The following is a 12,537-nucleotide window of genomic DNA, read 5'->3' as shown; positions in this document are numbered from 1 at the left end:
TGGCTTTTTTCACTTAGCTGGTATGACGCATCTGTTCTGCAACATCCAATAAAACCTGTGCGGTCTTATCCCAACCCAGGCAACCATCTGTAACCGACTGGCCATACGTCATATCACAAGAAATTTTTTGGTTACCATCGACCAGATGACTCTCAAGCATGACACCACGGACTTTCGATTCAGCGCGCTCTGCAATAATTTGCTGCAAAACTTGTGGCTGTTTTAATGGATCTTTTGCACTATTGCCATGACTACAATCAATCACCAATGCAGGCAACTGCTTATGTTTGAAATGCATGGCCTGAATCGAAGCCAGATCATAATTGGACCCCTGATTTGAGCCACGTAAAATCAGGTGTGGCAAGGGATTGCCACTACTATGTAAAATTGCAGGCAAACCTTGCTGGGTCATCCCAAGGAATTGATGTCCGCTCATTGCAGACTGAATAGCATCTAACGCGATCTGAATTGAGCCATCGGTTCCATTTTTGAAGCCAATACTGTATGGCATATGACTGGCAATTTCACGGTGAATTTGCGATTCACTGGTCCGTGCGCCAATCGCGCCCCAGGCGAGCAGGTCATCAAAATAGCCCGTTGCCATAGGGCTTAAAATTTCACTGGCAATCGGCAAGCCTTTTTCAATCAGTTGCAAATACAAAGCACGAGACTTTTCCAGCCCCAGTTGTAAATCTGATGATCCATCTAGATTCGGATCATATAAAAAACCTTTCCAGCCCACTGTGGTTCGTGGTTTTTCAATATATGCACGCATGACAAGAAAAATCTGATCTTTCACTTGTTCTTGGAGTTGTTGTAGACGATCAGCATATTCGAGTACAGCAATAGGGTCATGAATGGAACATGGACCTGTAATCACCATTAGACGGTGATCCTGACCTGATAAAATATTTTGAATGGTTTGACGATGTCTTGAAATCTGCTGCGCTAAATTGGCAGACAAGGGATACTGCGCTTTGAGTTGTGTTGGCAAGCTAAGCATTGATTCTTTTATGTGCGTATGTGTTTGTGTCAAAGCAGTATTTAAAGCATTCATTTTCAATTCCTTTGGACTGGTCTTCATCGCAGTCCTTTTCATTTATTTGAGCAAGTGTGATCTAAGCGATGTTGATTTTTTTGCAAAGTAAAACCAGGTAATCTTGCTAAAATATGAATAGTTAAATGTATACATGTGATTTCTCCTAAAGTTTGTATTTGTTAAAGCATAAAAAAACCTGATCGGTGTTGCCGATCAGGTATTAACTGGTTGGGCAACCCTTTTTGCTGCCCGAAACGCATCAGGCAACGATTAATATTGCCAAAAATAAAAGTATGCGTTTGTGTTTACAGTATGCTTTAACATGGTTATTTCAAATATCTAAAAAACTGTGTCTAAGTATTAAATTACGCACTATTTCAGCATTTGACAAGCGTTTTTTATGTTTTTTTAATCTTAGGCTTCAAATTCTAAAATTTGACCTTGAGCAGTATTGTTCATACAATAGTCTAAAAATAAGCCAACCTGAGAACACGCCAATGAAGTAAGTCCTATTTTCATCATCAAAATCCATTTTTCTTTTGATGTGCAAAATAGACTTATCTGTCATTTAGCAATTTCTATTCTAAAATCATTCATATTTCTCTATTTTGCATATCCTGTTTATGAGGTTTGTTATGACCCAACAGGCATGTATTATTTCAAACTTATCACTTGAATTTGCTCAACATAAAATTTTTGACCAGCTCTCGTTCCAATTACCCCTGCATCATTTTTGCGGGTTAATCGGTCGTAATGGTCAAGGTAAATCACTCTTGATGTGCCTACTTCAGGGACAATCAACTGAACTTGCTTATTCAGGTCAAATTAACTGGCAATGTCCTCATCAATATCTTGCCCAGCTGGAGCGAATACAGGCAAAGACTATCGCACAAGCCCTCGATATTGAAGATATCTATGTCTGTTTTCAGAAAATCTGGCAAGGTACAGCTTCTTTTACAGACTATGACCGGGTTGAACTGCTCTGGCACTTACCCACCGAGTGGCAACAGCTTTTAGCAAGTGCAGGACTGCCCACCGAACTTGAGACACCGACGCAACATTTGAGTGAAGGTCAAAAAACCAAACTTGCACTTTGTCGTTTGTTTCTACTCAAAGATCATTATCTGTTACTGGATGAACCGAGCAACCATCTGGACGCTCAAGGTCGACAATGGTTAATCGAGCAAATGGCCCAACATCCGGCAGGTGGTTTAATCATTAGCCATGACCGGCAACTGCTGTCTCATGTAGATGGCATTTTTGCATTAAGCCAATTAGGCTTGGACTATTACGGTGGCAATTATGCACTCTATCAGCAGCAACATCAGTTACATGTCGAGGCATTATCACATGCAGTACAACACGAAAAGCGCGAGTTAAAACAGCTTAAAGAGCAACAACATCACAGCCAGATGAAAGCGCAAAAGCGTAAAAAAACAGGTGAAAAGTTAAAAGCTTCAGGTTCTCAAGCTCCTATCCTATTAGATGCCAAGAAAGAACAATCTGAGCAATCGCTTTCACACCTGCGCAAGCAACAGAGCAAACAGCTTGCAGATGCTAAAGATGAGCTGCAGCAAAAACAAACGCAACTGGAACACCTTAAATCCCAGTCTTTTGAGTTTACTCAAGCCACGGGTAAATCAGGTGAAATCTTACGTTGCCAGCAATTGCAGCTGGCTTACGCAAAGACAAAGCCTATTAATCTGGTGTTAATGGCTGACGAAAAATTGCATTTATGTGGCGAAAATGGTACGGGTAAATCCACTTTACTCAAAACCATTCAAGGCTTAATTCCTGCGTTTGCAGGCAAAATATATTGCAAAGCAGGTACTGTTTATCTGGACCAGAATCTTGCATTATTCAACCAAAATCTGTCTGCCGTTGAATATTTATGTGGTATAGATTCAAATCTGACCGAGCAACAGGCCCGTACCCTATTAGGTAGTCTACAGATCCGTAGAGATAAGGCACTGAGCCCCTTAATAAAATTGAGCGGTGGAGAACGTTTAAAAGTGGCATTGCTAGCCTTGAAACAGCAGGCAGTTGATTTGTTACTTCTGGATGAACCAGAGAATCATCTGGATATTGAATCTCGTGAGCTACTTGCACACGCCATACGTTCTTTTAATGGTGCAGTAATACTGGTGTCACATGATGAAACTTTTGTTAAGGAATGTGGAATCAACGATAGCTATTTACTAAGCTGATTTTTATGAGATTGAAATCAGCATGGTGAATACACACCATGCTGAGAGCTATTTAACGCACCAGGCCTTGTGGCTGTAAAATAATCAGACAGGCTCCACAAAGAACCACGACTCCACCTAAAATATCCCAACGTGTCAGCATCACCTGATCAACATAGCGTAACCACATCAAGGCTGTAAAAATGTAGACTCCCCCGTAAGCCGCATAGATACGGCCCGAAGCCGCCGGATGCAAGGTCAGCAACCAGACAAACACAGCAAGGCTTAACGCTGCAGGTACCCACAACCAATGTGATTTCCCCTGATTCAAAATCAGATAAGGAAAATAACAACCTAGAATTTCAGCAATTGCAGTAACGAAAAATAACCCAAATACTTTAAGTACTTGGGTTATTGAATAAGAAACTTCAAACATTAAGCAGGTTCAGCACTCGGGTTAATATGATCTTCAAAGACTTCCAGTTTTAAACCGACTTCCTCACCATTTTCTGTTTTTACAGAAACTGCAACGTTACCACCATGTTCGGCGAGCTCACCAAACAGGATCATTTCGGCAAGCGGCTTTTTCAGATGTTCCTGTATCAGACGTTGCATTGGGCGCGCACCCATGAGACGGTCATAACCATTCGCTGATAACCAGTCACGGGCACTTTGATCTACTTCAAGAACAACCTGCTTTTCATCAAGCTGTGCTTGCAGCTCGGTTAAGAATTTATCTACCACCGAATCGATAATGGTAGTTGGAAGTGCCTTGAATTGAATCACACCATCTAGACGGTTACGGAACTCTGGCGAGAATGCGCGTTTCATTGCATCCTGATTGTCGGCACTATGGTCTTGCTCGGTAAAGCCAATACTTGCACGAACAATACTTTCAGCTCCAACATTCGTCGTCAGCACAATAATTACATTTCTGAAATCAGACTTACGGCCATTGTTATCGGTCAAGGCTCCATGATCCATAACTTGCAATAACAGGTTAAATACATCCGGATGTGCCTTTTCAATCTCATCGAGTAACAGTACGCAATGTGGATTTTTATGGATTGCATCAGTGAGCAAACCACCCTGATCATAGCCCACATAACCCGGAGGTGCTCCGATCAGGCGGGAAACCGCATGACGCTCCATGTACTCGGACATATCGAAACGCACCAGCTCTACACCCAGCAGTTTTGCAAGCTGTTTTGTGACCTCGGTTTTACCAACACCGGTAGGACCAGCAAAAACAAAACTACCTACAGGTTTATCCGGTGCTTTTAAGCCCGCACGCGACAACTTGATTGCAGAGGCAAGCGCGGTAATCGCTTCATCCTGTCCAAACACCACACGTTTAAGATCACGTTCAAGATTTTCAAGTACAGACTTATCATCTTTAGAGACCGTTTTCGGTGGAATACGCGCAATTTTCGATACGATATCTTCAATATTTTCAACCGAAATCGTGCTTCCCTCGACTTCAGCTTTCAAACGGCGTTGTGCGCCTGCTTCATCAATTACGTCAATCGCCTTGTCTGGCAAGAAACGGTCATTGATAAATTTAGCTGACAACTCCACAGCAGCAACTAAAGCTTTATCGTCATACTCCACATGATGGAAATCTTCAAACTTGTTTTTCAAGCCACGTAAAATTTCTATCGTTTCATTAATGCTTGGTTCATTGACATCAATTTTCTGGAAACGACGGGACAAGGCATGATCTTTTTCAAAAACTTGACGGTATTCTTGAAATGTTGTCGAACCGATACAGCGCAAGGTACCATTTGCCAATGCAGGTTTGATTAAATTCGATGCATCCATGGTACTGCCCATGCTTGAGCCCGCGCCAATGATCATATGAATTTCATCAATGAACAAGATCGCATTCGGATTCTTTTTCAAGGCATTTAACAACTGTTTTAAACGCTTTTCAAAATCACCGCGATACTTGGTACCTGCAACCAGTGCACCAATATCCAGACTATAGACTTCGGCATTTGCCAGCGGTTTTGGCGCCTTGCCATTTACAATAAGCCAAGCCAGTCCTTCAGCAATCGAGGTTTTACCTACACCAGGATCACCGACTAAAAGAGGATTATTTTTACGGCGACGGCACAAGATTTGCGCTGCACGCTCAATTTCTTTTTCACGTCCGATCAAAGGATCGGTTTTACCCTTTTGTGCTTCCACATTGAGGTTAAGTGTATATTGTTCCAATGGACCCGCATTGGCAGAAGCGGCGTTTTCACCTTCAATATCTTCGACCTCTTCCTCAACCTGAATCTCATCTTTACGTGTACCATGAGATAAGTATTGAGTCAGGGTCAAACGGTTAATTTGATGACGTTTTAGCAAATATACGGCGAAGGAATCGCGCTCAGAGTACATGGCAACCAGAACATCTGCTCCCTCTACAGTACGGTCACCACCGCTCGACTGCACATGGAAAATGGCACGTTGCAAGATCCGGTCAAAACTCTCCGTCGGATGAGGAGCCTGTTCACTATTATCACCAAGTTTCGGGGTATGCTGCTCTACATATTCCTCTAGTTCTTTACGCAAGGTAACGATATCGGCACCGCATGCTTTTAATGCATTTACGGCAGAATCATTATCAAGTAAGGCAAGCAACAAATGTTCAACTGTCAGAAACTCATGTCTCTTTTGACGAGCCATGCTAACAGCCAAACGTAACGATACTTCTAATTGACGACTGAGCATGTAACCCCCTTATATCTTGGGCTCTATCAAAAAAAGAGCAATCTTTTAATGAAAAAGCAAATTATTAACTTGATCCGCCGAGCTTCTGTAATCGTGATTGAATATACGTCTACAAGCCTCTTTGCTTCATATTCTACTGTTAGCATTAGTTGAGTATATTGGTCAAGTTTCAAAACAAAGTATTGTTGTAAAAATCCAATTACAAAGTGATTAAAAACCACCTGATTGAGTAAATATTAATCAAAATAAAGAGGTTCGTTTAATAAATAACAAAATTCAATAATCAAAGAAAAATTTCAGATATTAAATATTCTTTATACTCATTAAACAAATCTCTTTCATTTTTTCGGTATCCAATAACAGCCAACAAGTGAAAACACTAAGCTTTGAGAAATATAAATAACTTTCAAAACAGATATCAACTTTTTTTAGCCATTACCCGATGCGCCAAAAGCCCTGCACTTTTTAACAATTTTGCCAGCACACGAGGGATGTCTGGTCATTCCAAACATCGCAGATGAGGCCATATATGGTGCAAGATGTTGTGCATGAGCAATATATTCTGCAAGGCGTTGCTTTTGTTAACGTCTGCACTCACAGCATATGAGCCATACATGGCGCAAGGTCTTGCGCTCGGAACAAAGCGTTACTTTTTCTTAACGCCTGTACTCGCAACATAGTTGCTCGTCTTGCGCAGCTAAAAAGCTTCGCTTTTCTTAACATCTGCACTCACAGCATATGAGCCATACATGGCGCAAGGTCTTGCGCAGCTAAAAAGCTTCGCTTTTCTTAACGCTGCTCAGGTTCAATCTGGCACAACAACGGATGACCTTGCGAACGGGCATAGTTATTGACCTGATTGGCCTTGGTTTCAGCAATATCCCGAGGATAAATGCCCGCGGTTCCCTTACCTTCGTAATGAACTGTGAGCATTACCTGACTTGCCTGATCAAAATCCATACCAAAATAACTTTGCAAGACTTCAATCACAAAGTCCATTGGTGTGTAATCATCATTCATTAAAACCACCGCATATAAAGGCGGACGCTTTAATTCAGGTGGGGCTGTCTGTACAACCACTTCACCCTCATGATCTTCTTGCGAATCACTTAAACGTGGATTTAAGTGCCAATCGACATACCCTGATTGATGAAAAGAATTTTTCACTTCACTTAAATTCATTTGACGCTTGTATCTTCGCATATCCGGTTCTTAATCTAAAAAATTATTGAGCATTCGCTTCAGCTTGAGGAATTTCTGACACAAAGGCAGAACTTACATCGACCGGCTTGCCACGTTGCCAGCTAAAACGTTTAATCACAGGTGTACCTGACCCGGTCAAACGCACTTCAATAAACTGAGGCGTAAAGCCTTTTGGCATGGTCCAGCGACCAGTTAAACGTTCAAAATCTTCAAAACTGAAGTTCTTGTCTTCCAGCGGTACAACAAGAATCTCGCTATCCTTGATTAAACGTAATTCGACTGTACCTGAAGCACGACGCTTGTTTGGACTGACCTGAACAAGATCAATCTGATATTCATATGCATTTTCAGGCAAGGTCTTAATTGCCATGTTCTGAATTGTTAAACTGACCCCGCCACGTTGTCTCAAGATTTCACGATAAATCGCATTCATCCCTTCAAACTGTGCCTTGTCGGCATTGGCCTGATTAACAGATTTGTACAAGTCATCGGCATTGCCCACAGCCATATCACGTTCCTGAACGGCCGCATTCAGACTCTTGCTGACGGCGTCCAGCGCAGTTTTCTGTTTCTGGACAACATCGACCAGTTGTTCAGCATCCGCATCGTAACCCACGACTGTCAAGCCCTGGCGGTGTCCGACCGTATAACCAAGCATAAAACTACTACCGATCAGAACAGTAGCACCAACAATTAAAGGTAAATTCGTTTTTAAAAACTTATTTTTTTCAACGGAACTGTCTGGTGAAGTAGTCGGTTCAACGTTTTCCATCATCATCTCTATCGTTATGATTTGCATCAAAGCACACATTAAAATCGAAATTTAAATGTGTGTGAAGTAAAAAAGCGTTTTTTATGGTAATAAACCAATACCTTCCAAGCCAGCAGCCTCATCGAAGCCGAACATGAGATTCATGTTTTGAATGGCCTGACCTGCTGCGCCTTTCACCAGATTATCTTGTGCGACCAATATAACCAGCTTGTTCGGCTGTGGACGGTAAAGTGCAATTCTCAGTTCATTCGCACCACGTACGCTGCGTGTTTCTGGTGAGCTATTGGCAGGCATCACATCTACAAATCGTTCATTTTTATAGAATTCTTCATATAATGCCTGCACGTCAGCTTGCTGGCCTTGCTCATTTAAATCTACATAGATAGTGCTCAACATACCACGAATCATCGGTACAAGATGAGGCACAAAAATCAGTTGGTCAAACTGGCCTTTCTGCCCAGAAATATTTTCAAGGGCTTCTACAATTTCCGGATGATGACGATGACCTGCTACACCATAGGCCTTGAAGTTATCGGCATTCTCACTATAAATCATCCCCAGACTTGCTTTACGGCCTGCTCCTGATACGCCGGACTTGGCATCAATGATAATGCTGTGCGGGTTAATCAGTGGTGAACTGGCTTTTAACAATGGTGCCAGACCAAGCTGTACCGTGGTTGGATAACAGCCCGGGTTACCGATCACTTTGGCCTGTTTGATTTTTTCACGATTTAGCTCTGTTAAGCCATAGACAGCTTCTTTTAAAATCGCAGGACAGCTATGTTGCATGCCATACCATTTTTCAAATTGCTGCAAATTCTGTAAACGAAAGTCAGCAGCCAGATCGATCACCTTTGTGCCAGCTGCAGTCAAAACTTCTGCATGCTGCATGGCAACGCCATGCGGAGTTGCGAAAAACACCACATCACATTGTTTAAGCTGGTCTAAATCAAGATCTGAAAACTCGAGTGTAGTATGTCCACGTAAACTCGGGAACATATCGGCAACACGCTTTCCTGCTTCTGTACGAGACGTGAGAATACGAACCTGAACTTTTGAATGTCTCAGCAACAGACGTAATAGTTCAACCCCTGTGTATCCAGTTCCACCAACAATACCAACAGAAATCACGTGTGACACCTCTCGCTTTCATTTAGGCCGCTAGTATGGCAGTTTGCCCATCTTTACACAATCTTCAAGTCACTCACTTTAAAGAAAAAGCAGGCGTTGTAGAGGTGGTATCCGGTTCATCTGGCCATATTTTGTGGCAGTCTGCACCTTGCGAGCCGCTCCGGTTTGCTGTTGCAAAAATGATTTCACCATTGGTCAATAAACACTATTGTTTCCACTCAATATTCGCATAGAATAAAAAAATATTGCGGTAATAATAAATTTCATGGATGCAAAATTTTGGAGAGCTGGAATGCCTTCTTTGAAACAAAAACAAAGATTAAATCATTATGTTTGCCTGGGTCTGGGTACCCTGCTGATGAGTGCGACCCTGGTCGGCTGTGGCAGTGGGGAAAGCGAAGCACGTACCCCGACTGAAGAACCGACGACTCCAACACCAGCTCCACGCAGCCTGCATGTCAAAGTTCCGGCCGAGATGCGCAATATCATTATCAAGATCTATGACAACACCGACAACAGTTTGGTATTAGAGCAGGCAGCCAATACCACAACAAATCTTCAGCTGACCCTGCCACCGAACATCCAGAACCGTATCTATCGTGTTGAATTATCAACCCAGCCCAATGCGCTCATTTATAATCCCTTGACTGGCCAATACGAAAACATAGCAACAACGTTAAATGCGCTAGTCGAAATTGACCTGAACTCCAATAGCACCAAGACTGCCTTTATCAATCCCCAGTCTGAAGCAGTGTATCAAAGAGCACTGGTTCGCTCCGGCTATCTTCCAAGCGATACCAAGGTTGACCCAACCGGGATTAGCAGCTTACACCTGAAACTGGCCAGCAATGATATAAACACAGCCTTATTAAGCGCTTTTAATCGTATTGATTTACCCAACCTTAGTCCGGCTTACACATTAAGCAGTTTCACGGCTCAGAATATTGCCACTCAGCCAGTACTTTATACCAGTGCTTTTTTCAGCTTTGGTTATATCCAGCAATGGGCCACCAGCTTTCCTCTGGATACATTTGCCAGATTTACACAAAATCTGGCCGTTGATTTAAGGGACGGACAACTGGATGCAAAAAAAATACGTGGAGACCAGACTGCTCTTGAGGCGCTTATTCCTCCGGCTCCTGAAAATGTCGATCCCGCTCAAAATACCCTTTTAAAAATAGCGGCAAATCAGAAAACCATTCGTGACCAATATGGCACCTCCCTAAAAGCAGCAACTTTGCAGCTGGCCAAAACCTATCAGCAGGATTCCATCAACCCGCAAGGCTATGCCTTATTACAACAAAAAATCTATGCCTTTGATCCGACGGTTGAGTCGAATGATTCTTTCCGTGTTTCCGGTGCAGGAGATTACCGTCGTGCAGTAGGCTTTGTAGATACAGCAGCAACCTGCAACGGCTCAGCTTATCCATGCAAACAAGGTATCACCGGCATTAATCTGGTCAATGTTAATTTGCCGTCAATCGACTATCTGGTGGGCCATTATCAGGACAGTAATGATTGTCAGCTCAATATCCGGGCCAATGGCGTGCTGGAACTGATCAAAGGTTCACAAAGTTATCGTTCAACGCTTGATGCAGACAGTACCGATAATTTATTGCAACTAGATCAGGCAACACACGAATACCTGTTAAATAGCAGCTCATCACAACCCACCAATCCTACTCTCCAGTATCATTTTATCCAGATCAGGATTAAGGCCAATCAGGTCATCAGCGCCAGTGCCGGCCTTGACCATCGTAAGGCTCCAGATCAACTGCAAAGCACACAATTACAATGTAATTTCTGAACCCCTTATCATGTATTCCGGCATTGAAATTCAGGTTTCAATGCCTTACCAGAATAAAATAAAGAAAATCAGAACAGCATTTTAACCAAAGCTTCACATTTGGTAATTACTATCAATTTCAACTAATATTCTGGTTGAAATTATATGAAACTCAAACCATTACTTTTACCGGCTCTCATTTCTTTGCTTGCTGCCTGTGGAAACGACAATGACAGTTCAGGCACATCTGTACAACCAAAACCGCAACCACCTACAACAACCCCTCCGGTAACCTCACCAAATCCACAACCCGGCGGGTTACTGGAACCCGGAGCTAAAGGTGACATTCGTGAGTTCGGTGGTGCAACACGATTAAAGCAAGAACGTACACAGGCCCTGAAAGATTCTTTGAATGATAAGAACGTAAAAAATATTATTCTGTTTATCGGGGATGGTACCAGTGATTCGGAGATCACGGCTGCCCGTAATTATGCAGAAGGCGCTGCCGGATACTTTAAAGGTCTGGATGTCCTCCCTTTTACTGGTAGCTATACAACTTATGCACTGGATAAAAATGGTGGAATTGACTATGTCACAGATTCGGCAGCTTCAGCCACGGCATGGTCTTCAGGCATTAAAACCTATAATAATGCCTTGGGATTAGATATTTATCAGAAGCATCATGCAACACTTCTCGAGCTTGCCAAGAAAGCAGGTTTTGCAACAGGAAATGTCACCACAACCGAGCTGCAAGACGCCACTCCTGCAGCGCAGGTCGCTCATATCAGTACCCGTAAATGTTATGGCCCGAATGAAACCACTACCCAGTGTCCGGAAAGCGCACTGGAAAATGGTGGCTTAGGTTCAATTACTGAACAGCTATTAACAACACGTGCTGACGTTACCCTCGGGGGCGGCAAAAAGACCTTCTATCAAACCATAAAAGCCGGCCCTTATCAGGGCAAGACATTGCTTGAACGAGCAAAGTCAGAAAACTACCGTATTGTTGAAGATCTCAATGCTCTAAAAGCTGTTGATCGCGCTGACCAGAACCAGCCTTTGCTTGGCTTGTTTGCAGAGGGCAACCTTCCTGTCATCTGGAGTGGGCCAGCCACACAGCTCAACGGGCATAAAAAAGAAGCAGAAAGCTGCCGGGACAACCCTGAATTTAATGCATCGACACCACGTCTGGCACAAATGACAGAAAAAGCAATTGAATTACTAAAACCAAATGCCAAAGGCTTCTTTTTACAGGTGGAAAGTGGCTCAATTGACAAGAAAAATCATGCTGCTGACCCATGTGGGCAGATTGGTGAAACCGTACAACTCGATGAGGCCATTCAGGTCGCATTAAAATTTGCCAAAGAACAAGGTGATACGCTGATTATCGTCACTGGTGATCATGCTCATACCAGCCAGATTATTCCTGTCAAGGGTGATAGCCCGGGTCAGACAGCAGCCCTTAAAACCAAAGATGGTGTCACTATGGCAATCAATTATGGTACTGCCCCTGCTGGCCAGAGTCAGCATCATACAGGTGCACAGGTTCGTACAGCAGCATACGGCCCGCGTGCTGCCAATGTTTCCGGGCTGCTTGACCAGACTGATTTATTCTTCATCATGAAAGATGCTTTAGGTATTAAATAAAATAGTTTTAAGGACAGCAGTCGTTGAAGGCTGCTGTCATTTACATGAAAGC

The 12,537-nt window shown here is 42.9% G+C and carries 9 protein-coding genes; 3 read left to right on the top strand and 6 right to left on the bottom strand.

Going from position 1 to position 12,537, the window contains the following annotated elements:
* Window positions 1-13: 13 nt before the first annotated feature.
* A complete protein-coding gene (locus OC23_RS07640; protein WP_038343973.1) occupies window positions 14-1,057 on the bottom strand; it encodes a 3-deoxy-7-phosphoheptulonate synthase in 1,044 nt (347 codons plus the stop codon).
* Between the two features lie 617 nt (window positions 1,058-1,674).
* On the opposite strand from OC23_RS07640, the gene OC23_RS07635 reads away from it, so the two are divergent.
* Window positions 1,675-3,246 carry an ATP-binding cassette domain-containing protein gene (locus OC23_RS07635; protein WP_038343972.1) on the top strand — a complete coding sequence of 524 codons (1,572 nt, stop codon included), beginning with the start codon at window positions 1,675-1,677 and terminating at the stop codon, window positions 3,244-3,246.
* A gap of 52 nt (window positions 3,247-3,298) precedes the next feature.
* Here the strand turns inward: OC23_RS07635 and OC23_RS07630 are convergent, their stop codons facing one another.
* From OC23_RS07630 to argC, 5 genes are all read right to left on the bottom strand, one after another.
* Window positions 3,299-3,661 (bottom strand): YnfA family protein, encoded by a 363-nt coding sequence (locus OC23_RS07630; protein WP_038343971.1) that lies wholly within the window; start codon window positions 3,659-3,661, stop codon window positions 3,299-3,301.
* Window positions 3,661-5,946: an ATP-dependent Clp protease ATP-binding subunit ClpA gene (gene clpA, locus OC23_RS07625; protein WP_038343969.1), complete on the bottom strand. Its 2,286-nt coding sequence runs from the start codon at window positions 5,944-5,946 to the stop codon at window positions 3,661-3,663. Before clpA ends, OC23_RS07630 begins: the two co-directional genes overlap by 1 nt.
* A 789-nt stretch (window positions 5,947-6,735) precedes the next feature.
* Complete coding sequence (gene clpS, locus OC23_RS07620) at window positions 6,736-7,149, bottom strand: ATP-dependent Clp protease adapter ClpS (protein WP_161792265.1); 414 nt, start codon at window positions 7,147-7,149, stop codon at window positions 6,736-6,738.
* Between the two features lie 22 nt (window positions 7,150-7,171).
* A complete protein-coding gene (locus OC23_RS07615) occupies window positions 7,172-7,921 on the bottom strand; it encodes a DUF6776 family protein (RefSeq protein ID WP_038343967.1) in 750 nt (249 codons plus the stop codon).
* An 81-nt stretch (window positions 7,922-8,002) separates the two neighbouring features.
* A complete protein-coding gene (argC, locus tag OC23_RS07610; protein ID WP_038343966.1) occupies window positions 8,003-9,052 on the bottom strand; it encodes an N-acetyl-gamma-glutamyl-phosphate reductase in 1,050 nt (349 codons plus the stop codon).
* Window positions 9,053-9,344: 292 nt separating this feature from the next.
* On the opposite strand from argC, the gene OC23_RS07605 reads away from it, so the two are divergent.
* Both OC23_RS07605 and phoA read left to right on the top strand, forming a co-directional pair.
* Window positions 9,345-10,859 (top strand): hypothetical protein, encoded by a 1,515-nt coding sequence (locus tag OC23_RS07605; RefSeq protein ID WP_038343965.1) that lies wholly within the window; start codon window positions 9,345-9,347, stop codon window positions 10,857-10,859.
* 144 nt (window positions 10,860-11,003) lie between these two features.
* Window positions 11,004-12,485, top strand: a complete 1,482-nt coding sequence (gene phoA / locus OC23_RS07600; protein ID WP_038343964.1) for an alkaline phosphatase — start codon at window positions 11,004-11,006, stop codon at window positions 12,483-12,485.
* The last annotated feature ends 52 nt before the right edge of the window (window positions 12,486-12,537 follow it).

It is taken from the genome of Acinetobacter sp. A47 (assembly GCF_000805455.1).
Taxonomy (GTDB): domain Bacteria; phylum Pseudomonadota; class Gammaproteobacteria; order Pseudomonadales; family Moraxellaceae; genus Acinetobacter.
This window is presented reverse-complemented; position numbering and strand designations above follow the sequence as displayed.